We start from the raw sequence: 23,117 nt of genomic DNA, 5'->3' as shown, positions 1-23,117 counted from the left end.
CATCCAACCATGCCCGCTCGGACGACCGCTCATTACCCATGGGTTACCCCGGCGGAACGGGAACGACTCCGCCCCGCCCGCCCCTGGCCAGAACCCTCGCCAGACACTCCACGACCTCCGGCTGGTAGTCGTGCCCGGTGCCCAGGCGCAGCCGTTCCAGGGCCGCCAGTGGGCCGCCCGGGTGACGGTCCGCTCCGGCCAGGTCGTCGAACGCGTTCACCGCGCGCACGATCCGGGCGGCGACGGGCTGCTCCCGGTACGGGTCCGCCTGGCGTTCCACGATCACCGCGACCTCCGCCGGCACCCCGGTCTGCCGTGCCACCTCGCCGCCCAGCCCGGCGATCCGGCGGGCCTCCTCCGGCGGCAGCTCGGCGGTGGCCCCTCCGGGGACGGGGTCGACGAGCGAGAGCTGCCCGATGTCATGCATCAGGGCGGCGTACTCCAGCACCGTGAGCTCCCGCTCCGAGAGCCCGAGCTCGCGGCCGACGGCGCAGCTGAGGGCGGCGACCCGGCGGGCGTGACCGGGGGCGGTGCAGCCGGCGATCTCGGTGGCCCGGGCCAGGGAGGTGATGGTCTGGCGGTAGGTGGTGCGTACGGCGTCGACGCGGTGGAAGGACAGCTGGGTCAGCAGCAGCGGCACGCTGAAGACCGGCAGGGCCCACAGTCCGGCCACGGCCACGCCGAGCGCCATCACGACCCCGGTGGCGCAGATGGCGGGGCCGATGCCCAGCTGGGCGCGCAGCTCGTCGCGCAGCAGCGGCCCGTACGGCCAGCCGGTGCGCGCGCCGGCCAGCGCGGCGGCGAGGACGGCGTCGCAGAGGGCGGTGAGGCCGAGCAGGAGCAGCAGGAACAGGACGAGGTACGGGCCCTGTCCGATCCGGTGGGTGAGCCGGCCGGAGCCGTAGAGGGGCTGGAAGCAGGCGGCGGCGAAGGCGACGGCCAGGACCCGGCGGGCCACGTGGTCGAGGGCGGGGCCGTGGCCGCGGGCGATGTGCGGGACGGTTCCGACGAGGGCGGCCGCGACGACGACGGCCACGACCTGGAGCACGCCGTGGTGGGTGGGCTCCCCCGCGTCCTGGCCGAGCAGGGCGTAGGCGAGGGCCCCGGCGGAGCCGAGCGGTGCGGGGCGGCGGTCCTCGGCGGGGTGGTCGCGGCGGGCGAGTTCGCCGACGGTGACCAGGGCGGCGAAGGCGAGGGCGGTACCGGGTTCGGTGATCCCGGTCCACAGGGTGTGCCCCAGCCCGACCGCGGTGAGCAGGGCGGCGGCCCCGCGCACGGCCCAGCCGGCGCACGCCCTCACGGGCCGGCCCTGCCCGGTCCGGGCGGACCGGGCAGGGCGGCGTCCCGCCCCTGGCCCGGCATCCCGGGCAGCCCCTCCCGTCCCGCGCCGCGGCCCGGCTCCGGTTCGGTCCGCGCGATCACCTGGAGGTCCTCGTCGGAGGTGACCACCGGGTGCCAGCCGTACCGGCCGACGGCGCTGGTCAGGGCCCGCACCATCGCCGGGTCGAACTGGGAGCCCGCGCAGCGTTCGAGTTCCGCCAGGGCCGTCTCCACCGGCCTGGCCCGGCTGTACGAGCGGGTCGAGGTCATCGCGTCGAAGGAGTCGGCCACCGCCACCACCCGGGCCGGCACCGGGATCTGGTCGCCGCTCAGCCCGTAGGGGTAGCCGGAGCCGTCGACCCGTTCGTGGTGGTGCAGGATCGCCGAGCGGGCCTCCCCGAGGAAGCCGATGCCGCGCACCATCTCGTGCCCGTACTCGGGGTGCAGTTCGATGACGCGGCGCTCCTCGGGCGTCAGCGGCCCGTCCTTGCGCAGCAGCCGCGTGGGCACGCCCAGCTTGCCGACGTCGTGCAGGATCCCGGCGATGCGGACGACTTCGAGGCGGTCACCGGACATGCCCAGCTCGCGGGCGATCATCGCGGAGGCCTGGCCCACGCGTTCGCTGTGCCCGCGCGTGTAGCGGTCCTTGAGGTCGACGGCCTGGACGAGGGCGCGGATGGTGGCCTGGTGCGCGGCGTGCTCGCGCCGGTACTGGGCGAAGACCCAGCAGGAGATGTACATCGGCAGCAGGACCGGCAGGGCGGCCGGTGGGCCGTACGGGCTGTGCCACATCACGGCCATCATCAGTCCGACGAGGCCGTGCAGGCAGTACGGGGCGATGGCCGGAGCCGTGGTCGCGGTCCTGGCCGTCGTCGTGGGACGGCCTTCGGCGGCGGCCAGGACGGCCGCGTCGAGCACGGTGAGCACCAGGCAGAAGACGGTGGCGGCGACAGCCGCCGGGAGCAGTGCGGAGGGGAAGGCGGCCGCGCCGGTGAGGGCCGCCCGGCCGCCGAGGAGCCCGTAGGTCAGCCCCGCGGCCCACGCGGCCACCGCCTGCTGGGCCGCGTGCCACACCCGGCGGACGGCGACGGGCCGCCGGGCGGCGGGCTGGGCCAGTCCGCCGGGCAGGGCCACGAGCGCCGCGGCGGACGGGGGGAGCAGGAAGACGGCGGCCAGGACCACCGGGAGGAAGGGGCCGAGCCCCTCGGGCGCCGCGCGGCCCCGGAACGGGAGGACGCGGACCGCCTCGCAGCCGAGGCAGAGGGCGGCCAGCAGCCCGACGGCCGGCCAGGACACGGCCGATCCGGGACGCAGGGCGGGGAGGACGCACGCGACGGCGGCGAGGACGGCGCCCAGGACGCAGGCGCGCGCCGCCGGCGGAAGGACCCGCATGGCGCTCTCCTCCCCTGGGGCGTCGACCCGGGTACCGCATCGGAAGGGGTACCGAGAGGGGAGAATAAATCGACCCCCGCGCGAAGCGGGGGACATTTTCGTATTGCCCCGTACGGGCGCCCCCGGATTAGCACCTTCGAGTGAATGAATGGTGCTTCCGGAGGCGATTGTCGGCCGTACGGGTGGAAGGGCTCCGGGGGGATCAGCCGCCTGCGGGGCCCGCCGTGACGTCGTGGTCCGGAACGGCCTGGCCCGAGCGGATCAGCTCGATCCGGCCCATGACCTTGGAACGCAGGTCGGTCGGTACGTCGTCCGAGCCGCAGCAGCGCTTCACCAGCTTCTTCACGGCCTGCTCCAGGCCGTACTTCTCCAGACAGGGATTGCATTCGCCGAAGTGCGTCTCGAACTTCGTGCAGTCGCTGTCGGGCATCTCGTGGTCCAGGAACTCGTACAGATGGTCCAGGACCTCAGAGCACTCCGTCTCGTGCGGCTCTCCGCAGCTCATGAGCCCGAGCCTTTCAGGTCGTTCGACTCTCCCGCGCCCGCGGGGACCAGCCCGCGCTCGCGGGCGTAGTCCTCCAGCATTCCGCGGAGTTGACGGCGGCCACGGTGCAGTCGGGACATGACCGTACCGATGGGTGTACCCATGATGTCCGCGATCTCCTTGTACGCAAAGCCCTCTACGTCGGCAAGATAGACCGCGATGCGGAACTCCTCGGGAATGGCCTGGAGGGCCTCCTTCACGTCGGAATCCGGCAGGTGGTCGAGCGCCTGCGATTCGGCCGAACGCAAACCGGTCGACATGTGCGACTCGGCGCGCGCCAGCTGCCAGTCCTCGATCTCCTCCGCGGCGCTGCGCTGGGGCTCGCGCTGCTTCTTGCGGTAGGAGTTGATGAAGGTGTTGGTCAGAATGCGGTACAGCCACGCCTTGAGGTTGGTGCCCTCGCGGAACTGGTGGAAGGACGCGTAGGCCTTGGCGTACGTCTCCTGGACCAGGTCCTCGGCGTCGGCCGGGTTGCGCGTCATGCGCAGGGCGGCGGAGTACATCTGGTCGAGGTAGCCGAGGGCGTCCCGCTCGAACCGCGCGTTGCGCTCAGCGGTCGTCTCCTGCGCCTGGCCTTCGTCGGTCCCAGCGACAGGACCCACCTCCTCCGACAGCGTGGCGGCTCCGAAAGCGGATCCGCTCGAATCGGAGAATAGTCGACCATCCCGGCCCTCCGCCGCTCGAACCGAGCCGCGCTTGGGCGCCGGGAGGACCGTCCAGTCCAGGTCAGCGGCCTGCCGACGGTCCTGGCTGATGACCTGGGTCATGCGCTCCCTCTCCTCCGACGTCTTTTCCCTGCGTACCGACACTCCGCTCAACAGGACCCCCCGCCCGCGCATTCCCGGGCGGGGCAAGGGATTCGGCGTGTCCCCGGGGGGTGGCGGGGCGGCGGGTGAGCGGAATCACGCGCCGGCCGGCCGCGAATCTGTCAGGTCGGTTCCGCCGGGGTCAGCCGAGGGTGCGGGCGAGCCAGGGGGCCACCGCCGCGGTGATCACCGCGAGGGCCTCCTCCTGTGTCAGGGCGGCCTTCCGGGGCACCGCGAAGCCGTGGTCGCCGTGGGGGACCTCGACCAGTTCGTACTCCCCCTCGGGGAACTCCTCGGGGCGCCCGAAGGAGTCCCGGCCGCCCTGGAGCACCAGGGTGGGCCGGCCGGCCTCCAGCAGCTCGTCGGCCCGGGACTTCTCGGGCCTGCCCGGCGGGTGCAGGGGGAAGGCCAGCGCGAGCACCCCGGTGGCCCCCAGCTCCGCGGCGGTCCGGCAAGCCACCCGGGCCCCGGCGCTGCGGCCGCCGGCCACGACGGGCAGCCCGGGCCGGGTCAGGGCGGGCCACAGGCCCCGCCAGCCCTCGTCGAGCACCTTGGGGGCGGCCGCGACCTTCTTCCCGGCCACCCGCCAGGGCTGCTCGACCAGGGCGACGGTGTAGCCCCGTGCGGGCAGGTCGGCGGCCAGGGCCTGGAGGTCGCGGGCCTCGATACCGCCGCCGGCGCCGTGACCGAGGGCGAGGACGGCCCTGGCCGCGGGGGCGGTGTGCCAGGTGACGCGGCCCTGCCCGGCCGGGGTGTCGACGGTCTCGCTGCGCGTGCTCATGCCCCCATCGTGCCGGGTGGCGGCCGCCGCGCCGCGCAGGCCTGGTCTAGAAGAGCGTGCCCTCTTCGGGTGCCTCCAGCTCGCCGAGCAGCTCGGGCCCGTTGTTGCGTACGTTGCTCACGGCGGTGGAGACCGGGTAGGCCCGCATCAGGCCGCCCGGCGGGGGCGCCAGCAGGTCCCTCAGCCCGGGCTCGTCGGTGCGGGCGGGGTCCAGCCAGGCGTCCCAGCGGTCCGGGGTGAGCATCAGCGGCATCCGGGGGTGGATGTCGGACAGCGTCCGCGGCCCCTCGGCGGGGGCGACGCCCAGCGGGGTGGTCTCGGCCTCCGCGGTGATCACCGAGCAGGTGGCCCACCAGGCCTGCGGGTGGTCGGGGGGCAGGGTGGCGTCGCGCCAGAACTCGTAGATCCCGGCCATCGCGAAGACGGAGCCGTCGGCGGGGAGCACGAAGTAGGGCTGCTTGCGGGCCCGCTTCTTCTTCCCCTCCACCTCCAGCTCCCGCTCGTCGTGGGCGGTGACCCACTCGTAGTAGCCGTCGGCGGGGACGATGCAGCGGCGCTGGGCGAAGGGGCGCCGGAAGGAGGGCTTCTCGTGCAGGGTCTCCGACCGGGCGTTGATCATCCGGGCGGCGCCCTCGGGGCTCTTGGCCCAGGAGGGGACCAGCCCCCACTTCAGGGTCCGCAGCTGGCGAACCGGACGCGGGTCGCGCGCGTCTTTGAGAGGACGGTCGAGGACGACGTGGACCTCTTTCGTCGGCGCCACGTTGTAGTCGGGGGCCAGGGTCTCCTCGGGCTCCCACCGCTCGATGCCGAATATCCCCGCCAGCTCCTGTGGCGTCCGACCGGCCGCAAACCTTCCGCACATGGCTGACACACTGCCACGGACACCGCCCACGACCGCAAGGAGTCCGCCACTCCATGGACAGCAGCACGACCACCGGCCTCTGGGACCGGCTGACCGGGATACAGACCTCGCCGGCCGCGTGGCTGGTGGCCGCCGCCGGCCTGGCCGCCCTGGCCGTCGTGGCGTGGCGGCCGCTGTGGCTGCCGGCCCGCAACGCGATCACCATCGCGCACGAGGGCGGCCACGGGCTGGTGGCCCGGCTGAGCGGGCGCAGGCTGGAGGGGATCCGGCTGCACTCGGACACCAGCGGGGTGACCGTCAGCTGGGGCAAGCCGACCGGGATCGGCATGGTCCTGACGGCCGCCGCCGGGTACACGGCGCCCTCGCTGCTGGGGCTGGGCGGGGCGGCCCTGCTGTCGGCGCACCGGATCACGGTGCTGCTGTGGGCGGCGACGGTGCTGCTGGCGCTGCTGCTGGTGCGGATCCGCAACGCGTACGGGCTGCTGACGGTGGTGCTGGCCGGGGCGGCGTTCGTGCTGGTGTCCTGGCTGGCCTCGGAGGCGGTGCAGGCGGTCTTCGCGTACGCGGTGGTGTGGTTCCTGCTGCTGGGCGGGGTCCGGCCGGTCTTCGAGCTCCAGCGCAAGCGGCGCGGAGGGGCGGCGCCGGACTCGGACGCCGACCAGCTGGGGCGGCTCACTCACCTGCACCCGGTGGTCTGGCTGGGCTTCTTCCACACGGTCGCGCTGTGCTGCCTGGTGGGCGGGGGGCGTTGGCTGCTCGGCCTGTGAGACGCGGGAGCGATCAAGATCCGGGGTGGCGGGGAGCCACTAAAGTGGGGGCCATGACCGAGACCCCCGCGCTCCATCCCCTCTGGCCCGCTCCGCTCGCCGAGGGCGCCGTCCACGCCACCGTCACCGTGCCGGGGTCCAAATCGGTCACCAACCGCGCCCTCGTGCTCGCCGCCCTGGCCGCCGAGCCGGGCTGGGTGCGCCGCCCGCTGCGCTCGCGCGACTCGCAGCTGATGTCGGACGCGCTGCGCGCCCTGGGCGTCGGCATCGAGGAGACGGTCTCCTCCAGCTCCGCCGGGGCCGGCGCGGGGGGCGAGGCCTGGCGGGTCATCCCGGCGGCCCTGCACGGGCCGGCCACCGTCGACGTCGGCAACGCGGGCACGGTCATGCGCTTCCTGCCGCCCGTCGCCACCCTGGCCGCCGGTGACATCCGCTTCGACGGCGACCCCCGCTCCTACGAGCGCCCCCTCGGCGAGGTCATCAACGCCCTGCGCGCCCTGGGCGCCCGGATCGACGACGACGGCCGCGGCGCGCTGCCGATGACCGTGCACGGCGGCGGCGCCCTGGAGGGCGGCACGGTCGAGATCGACGCGTCCAACTCCTCGCAGTTCGTCTCGGCGCTGCTGCTGTCCGCCCCGCGCTTCAACCAGGGCGTCGAGGTCCGGCACACGGGCGCGACCCTGCCGTCGATGCCGCACATCCGGATGACGGTGGAGATGCTGCGCGCGGCCGGCGCCCAGGTCGACACCCCCGAGTCCGGGGGCGAGAAGAACGTGTGGCGGGTCGCGCCGAGCGCGCTGCTCGGCCGCGACCTGGTCGTCGAGCCGGACCTGTCCAACGCCCAGCCCTTCCTGGCAGCGGCGCTGATCACCGGCGGCACGGTCACCATCCCGGACTGGCCGCGCCGCACCACGCAGCCCGGTGACGAGCTGCGCCGCATCTTCACGGAGATGGGCGGCTCCTGCGAGCTGACCGACGCGGGCCTCATCTTCACCGGCACCGGCCGGATCCACGGCATCGACGTGGACCTGGGCGAGGTCGGCGAGCTGACCCCGGGCATCGCCGCGGTGGCGGCGCTGGCCGACTCCCCGTCCACCCTGCGCGGGGTGGCCCACCTGCGGCTGCACGAGACGGACCGGCTGGCCGCGCTCACCAAGGAGATCAACGAGCTCGGCGGCGACGTGACCGAGACGGCGGACGGGCTGCACATCCGTCCGCGCCCGCTGCACGGCGGGGTCTTCCACACCTACGACGACCACCGCATGGCCACGGCGGGCGCGGTGATCGGCCTGGCCGTCGAGGGCGTGGAGATCGAGAACGTGGCGACCACCGCGAAGACCCTGCCCGACTTCCCGAGGATGTGGGCGGACATGCTCTCGGGAGCGGCTGCGGGAGCGGGAGCGTAGGGGCCCGGTCATGCGCAGGTACGGCAAGCACACCGACGAGGACGACATCCGCCAGCGCCCGAACCCCAAGGGCAATCGGGCACGGACGAACATCCGGCCCAAACACGAGGACGCCTCCGAGGGTTTCGTCCTCACCGTCGACCGGGGCCGGCTGACGTGTCTGGTCGGGGACCGCAAGATCACCGCGATGAAGGCCCGGGAGCTGGGCCGCAAGGCGGCGGTGGTCGGCGACCGGGTGTCGCTCGTCGGTGACCTGTCCGGAAACAAGGACACCCTCGCGCGGATCGTGCGGATCGAGGAGCGCAAGTCCGTCCTGCGGCGCACCGCCGACGACGACGACCCGTACGAGCGGGTGGTCGTCGCCAACGCCGACCAGCTGGCCATCGTCACGGCCCTGGCGGACCCCGAGCCCCGGCCCCGGATGATCGACCGCTGCCTGGTGGCGGCGTACGACGCGGGCCTGGAACCGCTGCTGGTGCTCACCAAGTCCGACCTGACCTCCCCGGACAAGATCCTGGAGGTCTACTCGACCTTCGGGCTGAACTACGTGGTGACCAACCGCGAGGAGCTGGAGACGGGCGACGCCGCCGAGCGGGTCCGCGAGCGCCTCGAAGGCCGCATCACCGCCTTCGTCGGCCACTCGGGCGTGGGCAAGACCACGCTGGTGAACTCGCTGGTCGCCGAGGGCCGCCAGCGCGCCACCGGCCATGTCAACGCGGTCACCGGCCGCGGCCGGCACACCACCACGTCGGCGCTGGCCCTGCCCCTGCCGTCCGGGGACGGCTGGGTCATCGACACACCGGGCGTGCGCTCGTTCGGCCTGCACCACGTGGACCCCTCGCGGGTGGTGCTGGCCTTCCCGGACCTGGTGCCGGGTACGGAGGAGTGCCCGCGCGCGTGCAGCCACGACGAGCCGGACTGCGCGCTCGACCAGTGGGTGGAGGACGGCCACGCGGACCCGGCGCGGCTGTACTCGCTGCGGCGGCTGCTGGGGACGCGCGAGCGCCGCGAAGGCGACTGATCGTCCGGCGGGGTTTGCATGACGCCTTGTCTGGTAAATGCATAGTCCCACCAGTGACGCGATGTCACCTGACGCGGGGAGGCATTCGACATGGCGTGGCTGCTGGTCGTGGTCGCGGGAATCCTGGAGACCGGATTCGCGGTCTGCCTGAAGCTGTCCCACGGGTTCACCCGGCTGTGGCCGACGATCGCCTTCGCGTGCTTCGCGCTCGGCAGCTTCGGCCTGCTGACCCTGGCCCTCAAGAAGCTGGACGTGGGCCCGGCGTACGCGGTGTGGACGGGCATCGGCGCGGCCGGCACCGCCATCTACGGCATGGTCTTCCTCGGGGACCTGGTCTCCACCCTCAAGCTGGTCTCGATCACGCTGGTCATCCTGGGCGTCATCGGCCTCCAGCTCTCCGGCTCGGCCCACTGAGCAGCCGCAGCAGCTCCCGCTCCCCCGGCTCCTCCCCGGGCGCCACCACGTAGGACAGCGCGAGCCGTACCGCGAGCTCGCAGCGGCGCTCCGGCTCCTGGGGCAGCGCGGCCGCGGCCCGGTCGCGGGCGGCCCGGGTCAGCTCCCCCGGCCCGATCGCGAACCGGCTCCCGGCCGGCGGTGGCGCGGGCAGGGCCGGCCCCCACGCCCCGGTCAGCAGGGCCCGTACGAGGGCGTGCGCGCGGGCCGCCCGTACGGTCCACTCGGCGACCGCCGCGAGCCGCTCGGCGGCGGTGTGCCCGGGCGGGGCGGAGGCCAGCGCGCGGTCCACCCCGTCGAGGTACCGGTCGGCCGCCCGGCGCACCAGGGCCCGGCCCAGGCCGTCCTTGCCGCCGAACTCGTTGTAGAGGGTCTGCCGCGACACCCCGGCGGCCGTGGCCACCTCCACCATCCGCACCGCCGGCCAGGGCCGGCCGCACAGCGCCGCTTCGGCCGCTTTCAGCAAGGATTCCCGGGCCGCCGACATCGTCGCCTCCCCCGCCTGTCGCACCGGCCGGCTGTCACCGGGCCTGGCTCACCCGCAAGATTTGACGGGCCGCCAGATCCTGTCAAGGGCGCCTCCCGGCCGTACCGTGGACAGCGTTCGCCGGGCCGGTGCGCTCTCGGTACTGTTCGGACATGCCCACGTATGACGACGACCTGCGCCTCGCCCTCGAACTCGCCGACGCCGCGGACGCCACCACCATGCAGCGCTTCCGGGCCCTGGACCTGAAGGTGGAGACGAAGCCGGACATGACGCCGGTGAGCGAGGCCGACCAGGCCGCCGAGGAGGTCGTCCGGGCGGGGATCCTGGCAGCGCGGCCGCACGACGCGATCCTCGGCGAGGAGTACGGCCTCAAGGGCGAGGGACCGCGCCGCTGGGTCGTGGACCCGATCGACGGCACGAAGAACTACGTGCGCGGCGTGCCGGTGTGGGCGACCCTGATCTCCCTCATGGTGGAGGGCCCGGACGGGGGGTTCCGCCCGGTCGTCGGCGTGGTCTCGGCCCCCGCGCTGGGTCGCCGCTGGTGGGCCTCGCAGGGCGGTGGCGCCTTCTCGGGCGGCGCGCTGGGCGAGCCCGCGGGCCCCATCGGGGTGTCCCGGGTGGCCTCGCTGGGGGACGCCTCCTTCGCGTACTCCTCGCTGAGCGGCTGGGAGGAGCAGGGCCGGCTCCCCGGGTTCCTGGAGCTGACCCGCGCCTGCTGGCGCACCCGGGGCTACGGGGACTTCTGGCCGTACATGATGGTCGCGGAGGGCTCCCTGGACCTGTGCGCCGAGCCGGAGCTGAACCTGTGGGACATGGCCGCCCTGGCGGTCGTGGTGCAGGAGGCGGGCGGCCGGTTCACGAGCGTGGACGGCGTGGACGGGGTGCACGGCGGCAACGCGGCCGCCTCGAACGGGCTGCTGCACGAGGAGATGCTGGGCTTCCTGCGCCCCTCCGCCTCCTCCTGATCCCGACGCGCGGGGGCATGCGCTCAGCGCGCCCCCTTGATGACGCTGCGTGCTCGTGGGAATCTGAGACTCCCCCGCTTGTGCGCTTGTGAAGCGGTTCTCGAAGCGGGACACACCAGGAGGTGGTTCTCTTCATGCTCGTCCGTGACGCCATGAGTACCGTGATCCTCACCCTCGGACCTGCCCACACCCTCCGTCAGGCGGCCTGCCTGATGTCCGGCCGGCGCGTCGGAGCGGCCGTCGTCCTCGATCCCGACCACAGCGGCATCGGCATCCTGACCGAGCGCGACATCCTCAACTCGATCGGCGCGGGCCACGATCCCGACCGGGAGTCGGTGGGCGCGCACACCACGAACAACGTCGTCTTCTGCACCCCCGAGGCAACCGTGGCCGAGGCCGCCGAGGCGATGGCCGTCGGCGGCTTCCGGCATCTGATCGTGCTGGAGGACGGCGGCCCGGTGGGCATCGTCTCCGTCCGTGACGTCATCCGCTCCCAGGTCCGCACGCGGCGCACCGTCGCGGCGTGAAACGGCGGCGGGCCGGGACCCCCGAGAGGGTCCCGGCCCGCCGTTCCGCTGGGGCAAGCGGTCCGTACTAGCCGCGGAGGGCCTGGACCGCGGCGTCCAGCCGCTTGCCGAAGTCGCCGTCCGCCTGGCGGAAGTTGTTGACCGCGCGCTCGACGATGTCGTCACGGGAGACCTTGGCGATGAAGCCGGCGAGGTTCTCGACCAGACGGCCCTTCTCGTCCTCGGACATCAGGCGGTAGAGGTCACCGGCCTGGACGAAGTCGTTGTCCTCGGAGTGCGACGGGGTGGCGTGGTTGCCCGTGCCGCCCGTGACCGGGGTGGACTGCCACAGCGGGCGGTCCGTCTGGAAGGGGCCGCCGAAGCTGTTCGGCTCGTAGTTCTTCGCGCCCTTGTGGCGGCCGTCGTAGAGGTAGCCGTCACGGGAGTTCGTGCGCGCCTCGGTGGCGTGCGGGCGGTTCACCGGCAGGTGGTCGGCGTTGATGCCGACGCGGTAGCGGTGGGCGTCGCCGTACGCGAAGAGACGGCCCTGGAGCATCTTGTCCGGGGACGGACCGATGCCGGGGACGAAGTGCGCCGGGGAGAAGATGGACTGCTCGACCTCGGCGAAGATGTTCTCCGGGTTGCGGTTGAGCTCCAGCTTGCCGATCTCGATCGGCGGGTAGTCCGCGTGCGGCCACACCTTGGTGAGGTCGAACGGGTTGAAGCGGTACTGGGCCGCGTCGGCCGCGGGCATGATCTGGACCTGGACGGTCCAGCTCGGGAAGTCGCCGCGCTCGATGGACTCGCGCAGGTCGCGCTGGTGGGAGTCCGGGTCCTCGCCGGCGAGCCGGTTGGCCTCGGCCTGGGTGAGGTTCTTGATGCCCTGGTCGGTCTTGAAGTGGTACTTGACCCAGAAGACCTCGCCGGCCTCGTTGTTCCACTGGAACGTGTGCGAGCCGTAGCCGTTCATGTGGCGGTAGGACGCCGGGATGCCGCGGTCACCGAACAGCCAGGTCACCTGGTGGGTGGACTCGGGCGACAGGCCCCAGAAGTCCCAGACGTTGTCCGCCTCCTGCGAGCCCGTGTACGGGTCGCGCTTCTGGGTGTGGATGAAGTCGGGGAACTTGATGGCGTCGCGTATGAAGAACACCGGGGTGTTGTTGCCGACGAGGTCGTAGTTGCCCTCTTCGGTGTAGAACTTCAGCGCCCAGCCGCGCGGGTCACGGCGGGCGTCGGCGCCGCCGAGGCTGTCCGCGACGGTGGAGAAGCGCAGGAAGGTCTCGGTCTGCTTGCCGACCTCGGAGAGGAACTTCGCGCGGGTGTACCGCGTGACGTCCGCGGTCACGGTGAAGGTGCCGTAGGCGCCGGCGCCGCGGGCGTGCACCACGCGCTCCGGGATGCGCTCGCGGTTGAAGTGCGCCAGCTTCTCCAGGAGGAGCTGGTCCTGGACGAGGACCGGCCCGCCGACCCCAGCGGTCTCGCTGTTCTGGTTGTCGGCGACCGGAGCCCCGGCCTCCGTGGTGAGCGGTCCCTGCGTCACGTGCGCCTCCTGCGTCATTTCCTGCAAGTCCTGTCCTTGGCGTTTGCCGTAACCGATCCTACGATGGACTTTGTCTAAGTCAAGTAAACATCCAAGTCCACATCGGTTCGGGATCTGCACCGAATCCCCACTGTTAGGCTGGCGTGTATGAGTGACCTGCTGGAACGACTTCGCGGACGCGGCTGGCGCATGACGGCCCAGCGGCGTGTCGTGGCCGAAGTACTCGACGGTGATCACGTTCACCTGACGGCAGACGAAGTGCACGCACGCGCTGTCACCAAGCTGCCCGAGATTTCTAGAGCGACGGTGTACAACACCTTGGGCGAGCTGGTTTCGCTCGGTGAGGTGCTGGAGGTCTCGACGGACCGCCGGGCCAAGCGGTACGACCCGAACGCCCACCGCCCGCACCACCACCTGGTCTGCGCCCAGTGCGGCGCCATCCGCGACGTCCACCCGGCGGGCGACCCGCTGGCCGACCTGCCCGCCGGTGAACGCTTCGGCTTCACGGTCTCGGCGGTCGAGGTGACCTACCGCGGAGTGTGCCCGGGCTGCGCCGCGGCCTGACGCGACGGAGAACGGCGAGAAGGCCGGGGGCTCACGCCTCCGGCCTTCTCGCCGCACGCCGCACCGGCGTTTACGTTCAGAAACGACTCAAGGCCCGGATCCATGGGATCCGGGCCTTGGGCCTTCAGTAGCGGGGACAGGATTTGAACCTGCGACCTCTGGGTTATGAGCCCAGCGAGCTACCGAGCTGCTCCACCCCGCGTCGGTAAACACGACTGTACGGGAGTCCACCCGGCAGATGCAAATCAGTTAACCGGTCCCCCCGGCCGGCCTCATACGGAGAGCTCCTCCGCCAGCGCGTCCCGCAGCCGGGCCGCCCGCTCGGCGACCTCCGCGGGGCCGAGCTCCATGGCCCGTACGCACCACTTCTGGCCCTCCGCGAGGTCCCCGTGCCGGGCGGCGAGCAGCCCCAGGCGCAGGGCGGCCCGGCCGTGCCCGGCCACCGCCGCCCGGGTCCACCACAGGGCCGCCTCGGGTTCGTTCCCCTCGCGGGCCAGCAGCAGCCCGAGGTTGAAGGCGCCGTTGCGCGAGCCGGCCTCGGCCGCCTCCCGGTACCAGCGGGCCGCCACGGTCAGGTCGCCCCGGGCCGCGGCCAGCATCCCGACGCGCACCTGGGCCCTGCGGTGGCCCTGCTCGGCGGCGCGCTCGTACCAGTCCTCGCTCTCGGTGCGCGCGGCGCCGCCGACGGGCTCGCCGAGGGCCACCGGCTCCGGGGGCGGGGCCAGCGACTCCAGGAGCGCGGCCAGCCGGAACGCGGCCTCCGCGCTGCCGCCGCCGGCGGCGCAGCGCAGGTGCCGCTCGGCGGCGCGCTCCTCGCCGTCGCGGACCAGGGCGATCCCGACCTGGAGGGCGGCGTCGGTGTGCCCGGCGGCGGCGGCCCGCTCGTACCACTTCAGGGCGGCGCGGTCCTCGTCGCGGCTGGCGAAGAGGATGCCGAGGTTGAAGGCGGCGTCGACGCTGCCCGCCTCGGCCGCCTTGGAGAACCAGGGCTCGGCGCCCGCCGCGTCGCCGGCCTGGAGCAGCATGATCGCCAGGGCGTTGGCGGCCTCGCGGTGACCCGCGTAGGCGGCGCGGCGGTACCACTGTTCGGCCTGGGCGGTGCGCTCCTGGGCGGCGCACAGCAGGGCCAGGTTGTAGGCGCCGTTGTGGTCGCCGGCGTCCATCGCGACGCGGTACCACTTCTCGGCGGTCTCGGTCTCGCCGCGGGCCGCGTGCAGCGCGCCCAGGGCGTTCGCCGCGTTCCCGTCGCCGTCCTGCGCCGCGCGGTGCCACCAGGCGGCCGCGCTGTCCTCGTCCCCGGCGTCGCGCAGCAGGAAGCCGAGCGCGCACGCGGCCCGGGCCTCGCCCTGCTTGGCGGAGCTCAGGTACCAGCGGCCGGCCTCCTTCAGCTCGCCGCGCGCCTCCAGCAGGGCGCCGAGGTGCAGTCCGGCGCGCCGGTGGCCGCGGGCGGCGGCCTGCCGGTACCACTGCTCGGCCTCGGCGGGGTCGCCCTTGCGCAGGTGCCGGGCCAGCCGGTAGGCGGCCTCGCGGTGGCCCTGCTCGGCGGCGGCCCGGAACCAGCGCTCGACGCCCTTGTCCCCGCGGTGCTCCAGCAGGTCGGCCAGGCCGTACGCGCCGAGGGCGTGGCCGGACTCGGCCGCCTGGCGCAGCCAGTACTCGGCGGCGGGCTCGTCCCCGCGCTCGCGGTAGTGGCGGCCCAGGGCGTGCGCGGCGGGGGCGGAGCCGGCGACGGCGGCGACCCGCCACCAGCCGGCGGCCTCGTCGGGGTAGCCGCGCTGGAGGAGGAGGACGCCCAGGTTGTTGGCGGCGGCGCGGTCCCCCGCGCCGGTGGCACCGCGGAGGTAGGGCTCGGCCCCGGCCAGGTCGCCGCGGCGCAGCAGCAGGGCGCCGAGCACGCTCATGGCACCGGGGTCGCCCTTGTCGGCGGCCACCCGGTGGCGCGCCTCCAGTTCGGCGTCGGTGGCCCCTTCGGCGTCGCCGAAGGCCTCTTCCGCGAAATCCGCATCGGTCAGTGCGGTCTGCGCGTTGACAGCGGGAGCCACCTGACCGGCCCCCGTACCCGATTCGGCCTCCGCCCTCACAAACCGCCCTGTCTCCAGCAGAGTTGACCTGTCCCCCATAAATCCCATCGTCGCATCACCTGCTACCCGCGTACACCTGGTATGTCGCAGCCAGTGAGGTCACTACAGCGTTTTGTCGACATGCCCACAGAGAGACAAGTCAAACACGCTCACACCCCAACTCACCCGCCCCAGTGACCTCATGTCCCCCAGCAGCTTCCTACCGGCCCCTCCCCGCGCCCGAGAGCCCCTCCGAGCCCCTCTCCGAATCTCATCCGAATCTCATCCGGGCATGACGAAGGCCCGGATCCCATTGGATCCGGGCCTTCGTCTTCAGTAGCGGGGACAGGATTTGAACCTGCGACCTCTGGGTTATGAGCCCAGCGAGCTACCGAGCTGCTCCACCCCGCGTCGGTGAAACCACAGTATCACGACGCGGGGCGGGGCCATGACCGCCTTCCGGCCGGGCCGCCTAGCCCCCCGGCTTGGGCGCCGTCAGCTTCGCCTCCGCGTCGATCGCCCGCTTCAGCGCCGCCTGGAGGTCGCCCTGCGCCTTGCCGTAGGCGGTCCAGTCGCCGGCCTTCAGGGCCTTGTCGGCGTCCTCGACCGCCTTCTGGGCGTCGGCGAGGGCCGCCTTGACCGTCGGGTCCTGGGCCGTCGGCGGGTTGGCCGTCGACTCGCCCGGCTTGGTCGGCTGGGTCTCCGGGGGCACCGGGGTGGTCGGGGCCTCGGCGCCGAAGACCACGTTCAGCGCCTTCTCCAGGGTGTCCTCGAAGGCCGTCTGGTTGCCGTAGGTCACGAGGACCTTGCGCAGCAGCGGGTACTTCAGGGTGGAGCTGCGGACGTACACCGGCTCCACGTAGAGCATGCCGCCGGCCATCGGCACCGAGAGCAGGTTGCCGTACTCGATCTCCGAGTCACCGCCGCGCAGCAGCCGGATGGATTCGGCGATCTTGGGCTCCGACTGGAACTTGCTCTGCACCTGGCCGGGGCCGTCCGGCGGCTTGCTGGTCGGCATCTTCAGGATCCGGATCTTGCCGTAGTCCGGGGTGCCCGGATCGGCGTTCACCGCCATGAAGGCGCTGAGGTTGGGTCGCTCGTTCGGCGTGAAGGTGGTCGTCAGCGAGAAGACCTGGTCCTTCTCCGGCTGCCCCGGCATCTTCATCGACAGGTAGTACGGCGGAACGGCCGTACCGGCCTTGGTCGTCGGGTCGTCCGGGACGGCCCACGCCTCACTGCCGCTGAGGAAGGTCTGCGGGTCGGTGACGTGGTACCGGGTCAGCAGCTCGCGCTGGACCTTGAACAGGTCCTGCGGGTAGCGCAGGTGCTCCATGAGCGGCTTGGAGATCTCGCTCTTGGGCTTCACCGTGCCGGGGAAGGCCTTCATCCAGGTCTTCAGGACCGGGTCCTGGGTGTCCCACTGGTAGAGGTTCACCGTGCCGTCGTAGGCGTCGACGGTGGCCTTCACCGAGTTGCGGATGTAGTTGACCCGGTTCTCCTGGGCCACCACGGCGCGCTGGTTGTTGGTCAGCGAGTCCGCGGTGCTCTGGCCGAGCGTGGTGCGCGAGGCGTACGGGTAGCCGTTCGTCGTGGTGTAGGCGTCCACGATCCACTTGATCCGGCCGTCGACGACCGCCGGGTACGGGGCGCCGTCGATGGTCAGCCAGGGCGCGACGGCCTCGACGCGGTCCTTGGGCGTGCGGTTGTAGAGGATCCGCGACCCGTCGCCGATGGCTCCCGAGTAGAGGATCTGCGGCTCGCTGAAGGCGAGCGCGTAGGCGGCGCGGTTGACCGGGTTGTCGAGGTTGACGCCGGAGTCGCCCTTGTAGCTCGTCTCCTTCTCGCCCTTGTCGTCCGAGTAGTCGAGCTCCTTCTGCGGTCCGCCGACGATCGAGTACTGCTTCGTCTGCTCGCCGTAGTAGACGCGCTGCTCGAAGTCCGTGCCGAACATGCCCTTGGAGGGCAGGTCGGACTGGGTGAAGTCGGGGGCGCCGTCCTTGACGGTGGTGCCCTTGGCCGCGACGACGCCGTAGCCGTGGGTGTACTTGAAGTGGTCGTTGATCCAGTTGTTCTTCGGGATGCCGCCGATGTTCAGCTCGCGCAGCCCGATGACGGTGTCCTGGCCGTTGTACCGGTCGACCGCCAGCGTGGACGGGAAGCCGTAGTAGCCCTTGACCTGCTGGAGCTGCTGGAAGGCCGGCGAGACGATGTTCGGGTCGAGCAGGCGCAGGCTCGCGGTGGTGTCGGCCGCCGACCGCAGCTTGGTCCGGTCGTCCGTCTGCGGGACGGCCGGGTAGTCCTTGACCTCGGCGCCCTCGATCCCGTAGGCGTCGCGCGTGGCCTTGATGTTCTTCTCGACGTACGGGGATTCCTTGGCCTGCTCGTTGGGCTGGACCTGGAACTTCTGCACGATCGCCGGGTAGAGCCCGCCGATCAGGATCGCCGAGAGGACCATCAGGCCGAAGCCGATGACCGGCAGCTGCCAGGTGCGCCGCCACAGGGTGGCGAAGAACAGCACCGCGCAGATCGCGGCGATGGCGACGAGGATCGTCTTCGCCGGCAGGTAGGCGTTGGCGTCGACGTAGCGCAGACCGGTCCAGTTGTCGGAGGCCTTGAAGTCACTGGACTTCACGGCGAGGCCGTACCGGTCCAGCCAGTACGCGACCGCCTTGAACGTGACGAACAGGCCGAGCAGCACCGACAGGTGCCCGGTGGCCGCGGCGGTGGCCCGGGCGCCCGGGCTGGTCACGCGCAGTCCGCCGTACAGGTAGTGCACGACGACGGCCGCGATCACCGACAGCACGACGGCGGCGAAGCCGAAGCCGAGCAGGAACCGGTACCAGGGCAGGTCGAAGGTGTAGAAGGACACGTCGAGATGGAACTGGGGGTCCTTCTTGCCGAACGGCACCCCGTTCACGTACATCAGCCAGGTCTTCCACTGGCCGGCCGCCGACGCCCCCGCGATCAGCCCGACGACCGCGGCGACGCCCAGGAGCAGCCACTTCCGGTACGGGGCGACGCTCATCCGGTAGCGGTCGAGGCTCTGCTGCTCCATCGACATCGCGCTGAGCGGCGGGCGCAGCCGGTACGCCAGCCAGACGTTCAGCCCGACGGCACCCGCCATCAGCAGGCCGAAGACGGCGAAGAGGCCGATCTTGGTCCACAGGGTGGTGGTGAAGACCGAGGAGTACTTGACGGAGCGGAACCAGAGCCAGTCCGTCCAGAACCCGGCGAACATGATGAACGCCATGGCCAGCACGGCCAGGACGCCCAGGGTCAGCAGAAGGGTCCGGGCGCGCCGGGAGGGGCGGCCGACTCTCATCCGTGGCCCGGAGGGGCCTCCGCCGCGGTCCGGCATCTGGAAAGCCAAGGTGCGCACCTCGAAAGTCGCTGTGTCTGGTCGTGGGCCCACGATCGTAGGGCCCACCCATGCAACTTACTGAGGCTTTAGTCAGTTCCCGGTATCGGGGAGAAAGGAGGCAGGATGTTGTCCATGTCCAACCTTTCGCCCTCCCCCGGCACCCCCATGGCGGCCAGTCCGCTGACCCGCGCCGTGCTCGAAATCGACGAGTACGCCTCCACCCTCGGCTGGGACAAGCCGGCCCGCCTCTTCGCCCTGGTCGCCACGGCCCGCCTGCGCCGGCAGGAGCCCGGTCTCGCGAACCAGCTCGGCCTCGACACGGACGACGCCGGCAAGGCCCAGCTCACCCCGATCGAGCAGGACGAGGTGCCGCCCGGGACCCCGCTGGACAAGTTCCTGGGGACCATCGCCTGGCCCGACGCGGTCGTCGGGTGCGCCCTGACCGTGGAGCGGCTGATGCTGCCGCCGTCCGCCGAGGCCTCCGTGCCGGAGGGGCTGAGCGACAAGCAGCTGGCCAAGTGGGTCGCCGGCCACCCGGAGCGGCAGGAGGTGCGCCTGACGGTCGGCGTGCTGCGCGACGGCTCGCGGGAATCGGCCGTGCGGCTGCGCGACAAGGACTCCTCCAGCGAGGTGCTGACCGGGGCGAGCCTGGTGCCGGGCCTGGCCGAGGCACTGGCGGCGACCTTCGCCTGAGGTCCCGCGGGACCGGGGCCCGGCGGGCCCCGGCCGGGACCGTCCGCTCAGGACCTGGTGCAGCTCGGCAGTCCGGCCCTGTCGCCCTTGCTGATCTTCTGCAGGGCCTTGGCGGCGTCGTCGATGGTGGAGACCTTCACCAGGGTCAGGCCGTCGGGGACCTGCGCGGCCGCGGCGGCGCAGTTCTCGGCGGGGGTCAGGAAGTACTCGGCGCCGGCCTGGCGGGCGCCGATGGTCTTCATCTGGATGCCGCCGATCGGGCCGACCTTGCCGGTGTCGTCGATGGTGCCGGTGCCGGCGATGAACTTCCCGCCGGTCAGGTCCTCCGGGGTGAGCTTGTCGACGATGCCCAGGGCGAACATCAGGCCGGCGCTGGGGCCGCCGACGTCGGCGAGCTTGATGTCGATCGGGAACGGGAAGGTGTGGTCGGTCCCGGCCCGGATGCCGACGACGGCGTGGCCGTCGTCCTGCGCCTTGCCCGCGGTGATGGTCACCTTGGTGGTCGCGGTGGGCTCGCGGCCTGCCTTCTCGGCCGCGGCCGCCTCGGCGGCGGGCACGATGGTGAACTCGACGGGCTCGCCCGGCTTGTGCCGGGTGACGAGCTTGGCGACGTCGCCGGGGACGGTGACCGGGCTGCCGTCGACGTCCTTGATGACGTCCCCGGCGTGCAGCCTGCCCTCGGAGGGGCTGCCCTTGACGACGGTGGCGACGACGACGCGGGTGCTGACCGGGATGCCGAGCTGCTTGAGGGCGGCCACCTTGGCGCTCTCCTGCGACTGGCTGAACTCCTCGGCGTTCTCCTGCGTCGACTCCTTGTCCGTCTTGCCGTCCGGGTAGAGGTTCTCGTGCGGGACCACGATGTTGTCGTCCGCGAGCCAGCCGTAGACCGCTTCCAGCAGGTTCATGTCGTAGTCGGCGCCCGTGACGCGGACCGTGGTCATGTTGAGGTGGCCGGTGGTCGGGTACGTCTGGTGGCCGGAGATGTTCAGGACGGGCTCGCCGTGCGATTCGCCCAGGGTGTTCACCGTCGGGCCCGGGCTCATCTCGGAGTACGGGACCCGGAGGAACACTCCCGCGCAGAGCAGCGCGAACAGCACGAGGGAGGAGGCGAGCATCGTCGCTGTACGGCGTGGCATGGATCGACAGTACGGGACGGCCCGGGCGGGCGACCCGTGGGGCCGGTCCGTACGGGGCCCGCGGGCGGAACTCTCAGGCGATTCTCAGCGGGGGGCCTGCCGGCCCGCTCACGCGGACTCCCGGGACGCGTCAGACGGCGTCGGAACCGGAGTGCGCCTTTTCCTTCTGCCTCGCCCGGTCGGCCTTGTCCATGGCCTCGCGGAACCTCGCGTAGCCGGCGAGCTCGGATATGTCCCCCTGGGTGCGGTCGCGCGCTGCCCAGCTGCCCCATATCGCCGCCCCGATCGCGGCGAACAGCGGAATCAGCAACCACGCCAGTGACGCCATGGACGTGCCTCCCTGCCCCGAAAGTACGAGTGTCGTCGGTGACTTCAACGCTGGTGCCCGTGGGGGGGTTACGCAAATCGAGGGCGTGTTGCGCGGCCGAACGGGTGTGAGGCTACTCCCGCCCGGCGGCGCCTGCGCGACCGGGGGCCGATGGTGTGCTGCGGACCGCGGTCAGCAGGCTCCGACCCACTCCTCGGTGCCGTCCGAGAAGGTCTGGTGCTTCCAGATCGGGACCTCGTGCTTGAGGTCGTCGATCAGCATGCGGCAGGCCTCGAAGGCCTCACCGCGGTGCGGGCAGGAGACGGCGACGACGACGGCCAGGTCGCCGACGGCCAGGTCGCCGACCCGGTGGACGGCCGCCAGGGCGCGGACCGGGTACTTCTCCACGACGCGCTCGGCGATGCGGCGCATCTCGGCCTCGGCCGTGGGGTGGCAGGAGTAGCCGAGGGAGTCGACGTCCGCGCCGCCGTCGTGGTTGCGCACCGTGCCGACGAAGAGGGTGGTGCCTCCCGTCGCGTCGTCTCCGACGGCCTGGAAGACCTCGTCGATCGAGAGCGGGGTCTCGCGGATCGCGAGCAGCCGGACGGGGTCCTGGGCGGCCTGCTCGCCGGGGTGGTCGAAGTGCGGTGCCATGTCATCCATCGTGCCTCAGGGGCTGACGTGGCGGAATAGCCGGATCACCCGTGGCGTGACCGGCCGGTTGGGAGCCTCCTACAGGAGCCCCGTGTTCCGGCCGGGCCCGGACCGGTGTCCGGGCCCGTGGGGGCCGGCGGGAGCGGTCGGGTCAGAGGCCGCGGCGCCTGCGGGCCCGGCGGACCGCGGCGGCGGCGCCCAGCAGGGCCACCGTCGCACCGGCGGCGCCGGCGGCCGTGGCGGCGTCCTTGCGGCCCAGGCGGCGGCCCGCGACGGTGTGCCGGCCCGCCACCTCCTGGAGCAGCTCGGCGAGCACCTCCTCGTTGGTCCAGCGGGGCCGCCAGCCGGCCGCGTGCAGCCCGCTGACGCTGACCACCCAGGGGTGCATCGTGTACGCGAGGTCGCCGGCCGGGGACGGGGTCAGGCCGATCCGGTGCAGCCGGGCCGCTGCGCCCAGGGCGACGGCCGAGGGCAGCTCCATGCGGCGGATGCCGCTGAGCTCCTCGACCTCCTCCTGTTCCAGCCAGCCCTCGCAGCCGACGGCGAGCTCGCCCTCGACCTTCTCCAGGGCGGCGTACTCCAGGGCGCTGACCAGGTCCTCGACGTGGCAGAACTGCCAGGTGGGCCGGGAGCCGGCGACGACGAGCAGGCGCGGGGACTCGAAGTAGCGGGTCAGGGCGGTGTCCGTGCCGCCGACCAGGACGGCCGGGCGCAGGACCGTGACGTTCAGGCCCGGGTGGGCGCGGGGTGCCCGGCGGCCCAGGCGCTCGATCTCCAGCAGGTCGCCGACGCCGGTCGCCTCGGCGGTGGCCCGCAGCTCGGAGTCCTCGGAGAGCGGGATGTCGTTGTCGGGCAGGGCCCCGTAGACCATCGCCGAGGTGCAGAGCACGACCCGGTGCACCCCCGCCGCCGCGGCGGCGGTCAGCACGGTCTGGGTCCCGCGTACGTTGTACGCGGTACGGGCCGCGGGGTCGGTCTCCAGGTCCAGGTCGAGTGCCAGGTGCACGACGACGTCCGCGCCGCGCAGCTTGTCGGCGATGGCCGGGTCGCGGACGTCCAGGACGTGCCAGTGGGCGTCGGCGCAGTCCCCGCGCCGCTCGTCGATCGCGATGACCTGCTTGACCTCGTCGGACTCGACGAGGCGGCCCACGAGCGCGGCGCCGACGCCGGAGGCGGCCCCGGTGACCGCGATCACGGGGCTGCGTCGGCGGGGGTCGGCCTCGTTTCGCGGCTGGCGAACGCCGGGGGCGCTGTCGCCGTGCTCAGGGCGGTTTTCGGCGTCGTGCGGCGCGCGAGCCTGCGGATCTGGGGAACTCACCGGGCGTCTCCAGCGGTTGTCTTCAGTGGGGGCGCGCCGTGACGCGTACCCACCAGGTGATGTCCATCCTGCCGCAGCCCAGGAGTCGGCGGAGCACCGAGCCCGGAAGCGGGAGTGGTGTCTACGCTGGGTGGTGTTGTCGGACCATTGCCCGTCGGCACCCGCCGGCGGCCC

Annotated in this window: 22 protein-coding genes and 2 tRNA genes; 8 read left to right on the top strand and 16 right to left on the bottom strand. The window is 72.5% G+C overall.

Annotated features, from left to right (window positions below):
• Positions 1-43 precede the first annotated feature (43 nt).
• The 6 genes from ACZ5NJ_RS18830 to ACZ5NJ_RS18805 form a co-directional block, all read right to left on the bottom strand.
• Positions 44-1,300 carry an HD-GYP domain-containing protein gene (locus ACZ5NJ_RS18830; protein WP_468766145.1) on the bottom strand — a complete coding sequence of 419 codons (1,257 nt, stop codon included), beginning with the start codon at positions 1,298-1,300 and terminating at the stop codon, positions 44-46.
• Entirely contained in the window at positions 1,297-2,712 is a 1,416-nt protein-coding gene (locus ACZ5NJ_RS18825; protein ID WP_468766144.1) for an HD-GYP domain-containing protein, read from the bottom strand. Before ACZ5NJ_RS18825 ends, ACZ5NJ_RS18830 begins: the two co-directional genes overlap by 4 nt.
• Positions 2,713-2,914: 202 nt before the next feature.
• A complete protein-coding gene (rsrA, locus tag ACZ5NJ_RS18820; protein WP_468766143.1) occupies positions 2,915-3,217 on the bottom strand; it encodes a mycothiol system anti-sigma-R factor in 303 nt (100 codons plus the stop codon).
• Positions 3,214-3,858, bottom strand: coding sequence for a sigma-70 family RNA polymerase sigma factor (locus ACZ5NJ_RS18815; RefSeq protein ID WP_007266438.1), 645 nt, complete (start codon positions 3,856-3,858; stop codon positions 3,214-3,216). Before ACZ5NJ_RS18815 ends, rsrA begins: the two co-directional genes overlap by 4 nt.
• Positions 3,859-4,204: 346 nt before the next feature.
• Entirely contained in the window at positions 4,205-4,843 is a 639-nt protein-coding gene (locus ACZ5NJ_RS18810; protein WP_468766142.1) for an alpha/beta hydrolase family protein, read from the bottom strand.
• A gap of 46 nt (positions 4,844-4,889) precedes the next feature.
• Complete coding sequence (locus ACZ5NJ_RS18805; RefSeq protein WP_468766141.1) at positions 4,890-5,705, bottom strand: SOS response-associated peptidase; 816 nt, start codon at positions 5,703-5,705, stop codon at positions 4,890-4,892.
• Between the two features lie 53 nt (positions 5,706-5,758).
• Here ACZ5NJ_RS18805 and ACZ5NJ_RS18800 point away from each other — a divergent pair, with 53 nt between their 5' ends.
• The 4 genes from ACZ5NJ_RS18800 to ACZ5NJ_RS18785 all read left to right on the top strand — a co-directional run bounded on the left by ACZ5NJ_RS18800 (position 5,759) and on the right by ACZ5NJ_RS18785 (position 9,313).
• Positions 5,759-6,472, top strand: a complete 714-nt coding sequence (locus ACZ5NJ_RS18800) for a M50 family metallopeptidase (protein ID WP_468766140.1) — start codon at positions 5,759-5,761, stop codon at positions 6,470-6,472.
• Positions 6,473-6,525: 53 nt separating this feature from the next.
• Positions 6,526-7,878: a 3-phosphoshikimate 1-carboxyvinyltransferase gene (aroA, locus tag ACZ5NJ_RS18795; RefSeq protein WP_468766139.1), complete on the top strand. Its 1,353-nt coding sequence runs from the start codon at positions 6,526-6,528 to the stop codon at positions 7,876-7,878.
• Between the two features lie 10 nt (positions 7,879-7,888).
• Complete coding sequence (gene rsgA / locus ACZ5NJ_RS18790) at positions 7,889-8,899, top strand: ribosome small subunit-dependent GTPase A (RefSeq protein ID WP_468766138.1); 1,011 nt, start codon at positions 7,889-7,891, stop codon at positions 8,897-8,899.
• A 90-nt stretch (positions 8,900-8,989) separates the two neighbouring features.
• Positions 8,990-9,313 (top strand): DMT family transporter, encoded by a 324-nt coding sequence (locus ACZ5NJ_RS18785; protein ID WP_007266432.1) that lies wholly within the window; start codon positions 8,990-8,992, stop codon positions 9,311-9,313.
• On the opposite strand, the gene ACZ5NJ_RS18780 is transcribed toward ACZ5NJ_RS18785, so the two are convergent.
• Positions 9,279-9,839, bottom strand: a complete 561-nt coding sequence (locus ACZ5NJ_RS18780) for a TetR/AcrR family transcriptional regulator (RefSeq protein WP_468766137.1) — start codon at positions 9,837-9,839, stop codon at positions 9,279-9,281. The genes ACZ5NJ_RS18785 and ACZ5NJ_RS18780 overlap by 35 nt on opposite strands.
• A 152-nt stretch (positions 9,840-9,991) precedes the next feature.
• Here ACZ5NJ_RS18780 and hisN point away from each other — a divergent pair, with 152 nt between their 5' ends.
• Positions 9,992-10,804, top strand: coding sequence for a histidinol-phosphatase (gene hisN / locus ACZ5NJ_RS18775; protein WP_468766136.1), 813 nt, complete (start codon positions 9,992-9,994; stop codon positions 10,802-10,804).
• A 134-nt stretch (positions 10,805-10,938) separates the two neighbouring features.
• Entirely contained in the window at positions 10,939-11,331 is a 393-nt protein-coding gene (locus ACZ5NJ_RS18770; RefSeq protein WP_468766135.1) for a CBS domain-containing protein, read from the top strand.
• Between the two features lie 67 nt (positions 11,332-11,398).
• Here ACZ5NJ_RS18770 and ACZ5NJ_RS18765 read toward each other — a convergent pair whose 3' ends face one another.
• On the bottom strand, positions 11,399-12,868 hold the full coding sequence (locus tag ACZ5NJ_RS18765) for a catalase (protein WP_468766208.1): 1,470 nt from the start codon (positions 12,866-12,868) through the stop codon (positions 11,399-11,401).
• Between the two features lie 129 nt (positions 12,869-12,997).
• Between ACZ5NJ_RS18765 and ACZ5NJ_RS18760 the strand changes: the two genes are divergently transcribed.
• Entirely contained in the window at positions 12,998-13,414 is a 417-nt protein-coding gene (locus ACZ5NJ_RS18760; protein WP_468766134.1) for a Fur family transcriptional regulator, read from the top strand.
• Positions 13,415-13,542: 128 nt separating this feature from the next.
• Here the strand turns inward: ACZ5NJ_RS18760 and ACZ5NJ_RS18755 are convergent.
• From ACZ5NJ_RS18755 to ACZ5NJ_RS18740, 4 genes are all read right to left on the bottom strand, one after another.
• Positions 13,543-13,616 (bottom strand) — tRNA-Met (locus tag ACZ5NJ_RS18755).
• A 70-nt stretch (positions 13,617-13,686) separates the two neighbouring features.
• Positions 13,687-15,543 (bottom strand): tetratricopeptide repeat protein, encoded by a 1,857-nt coding sequence (locus ACZ5NJ_RS18750; RefSeq protein ID WP_468766133.1) that lies wholly within the window; start codon positions 15,541-15,543, stop codon positions 13,687-13,689.
• Positions 15,544-15,811: 268 nt separating this feature from the next.
• A tRNA-Met gene (locus ACZ5NJ_RS18745) sits at positions 15,812-15,885 on the bottom strand.
• 61 nt (positions 15,886-15,946) lie between these two features.
• Complete coding sequence (locus tag ACZ5NJ_RS18740) at positions 15,947-18,832, bottom strand: UPF0182 family membrane protein (RefSeq protein ID WP_468766207.1); 2,886 nt, start codon at positions 18,830-18,832, stop codon at positions 15,947-15,949.
• Positions 18,833-18,958: 126 nt separating this feature from the next.
• Here ACZ5NJ_RS18740 and ACZ5NJ_RS18735 point away from each other — a divergent pair, with 126 nt between their 5' ends.
• A complete protein-coding gene (locus tag ACZ5NJ_RS18735) occupies positions 18,959-19,528 on the top strand; it encodes a PPA1309 family protein (protein ID WP_468766132.1) in 570 nt (189 codons plus the stop codon).
• A gap of 47 nt (positions 19,529-19,575) precedes the next feature.
• On the opposite strand, the gene ACZ5NJ_RS18730 is transcribed toward ACZ5NJ_RS18735, so the two are convergent.
• The 4 genes from ACZ5NJ_RS18730 to ACZ5NJ_RS18715 all read right to left on the bottom strand — a co-directional run bounded on the left by ACZ5NJ_RS18730 (position 19,576) and on the right by ACZ5NJ_RS18715 (position 22,943).
• Positions 19,576-20,664, bottom strand: a complete 1,089-nt coding sequence (locus ACZ5NJ_RS18730; RefSeq protein WP_468766131.1) for a YlbL family protein — start codon at positions 20,662-20,664, stop codon at positions 19,576-19,578.
• 130 nt (positions 20,665-20,794) lie between these two features.
• A complete protein-coding gene (locus ACZ5NJ_RS18725; RefSeq protein ID WP_045945866.1) occupies positions 20,795-20,992 on the bottom strand; it encodes a hypothetical protein in 198 nt (65 codons plus the stop codon).
• Between the two features lie 171 nt (positions 20,993-21,163).
• Positions 21,164-21,625, bottom strand: coding sequence for a molybdenum cofactor biosynthesis protein MoaE (locus tag ACZ5NJ_RS18720; protein ID WP_468766130.1), 462 nt, complete (start codon positions 21,623-21,625; stop codon positions 21,164-21,166).
• Between the two features lie 151 nt (positions 21,626-21,776).
• A complete protein-coding gene (locus ACZ5NJ_RS18715) occupies positions 21,777-22,943 on the bottom strand; it encodes an SDR family oxidoreductase (RefSeq protein WP_468766129.1) in 1,167 nt (388 codons plus the stop codon).
• Positions 22,944-23,117: the final 174 nt, after the last annotated feature.

It is taken from the genome of Streptomyces sp. NPDC032091 (assembly GCF_055580265.1).
This window is presented reverse-complemented; position numbering and strand designations above follow the sequence as displayed.